The organism is Mesorhizobium sp. LNHC252B00, assembly GCF_000502955.1.
Taxonomy (GTDB): domain Bacteria; phylum Pseudomonadota; class Alphaproteobacteria; order Rhizobiales; family Rhizobiaceae; genus Mesorhizobium.
In genome coordinates, this window is sequence record NZ_AYWO01000141.1 from 1 (window position 1) to 383 (window position 383).

Sequence of the window (383 nt, forward strand, 5' to 3'; positions counted from 1 at the left end):
TTCTTGGCGCGCGCCTGGTCGATGTCGTCGCCGCGCACGTCGACCAGTTCGATCTTGGTGCCGGCGAGGCCGTCCTTCATGCCCTGGATGCGCTCCTTGGCATTGTCGGCGCCAAGCAGGCCGACGAAGCCCAGGCACTTGCCGCCGTTCGGCATCGCCTTCTTGGCGATTTCGGCCGCCTGCTTGCCGGCGTCGACATTGGAAGAGCCGATATAGGCGACACGCTTGGTCTGCGGGGCATCGCTATCGGTGGTGAACAGCGCCGTTTGCGAAGCGATCTTGTTCAGGCCATCGGTCGAGGTCTTGGGATCGACGGCCGAGACCATGATGCCCTTGACGCCGGCGGTCACCAGATCGTCCATCAGCCGCTGCTGGATGGCGAC

1 protein-coding gene is annotated in these 383 nt (G+C 64.5%); it reads right to left on the reverse strand.

Translation table 11 applies throughout. The annotated features are described in order from the left end of the window. On the reverse strand, positions 1-383 hold a 383-nt coding region (locus tag X744_RS139615; RefSeq protein ID WP_023763266.1), incomplete at both ends, for a substrate-binding domain-containing protein.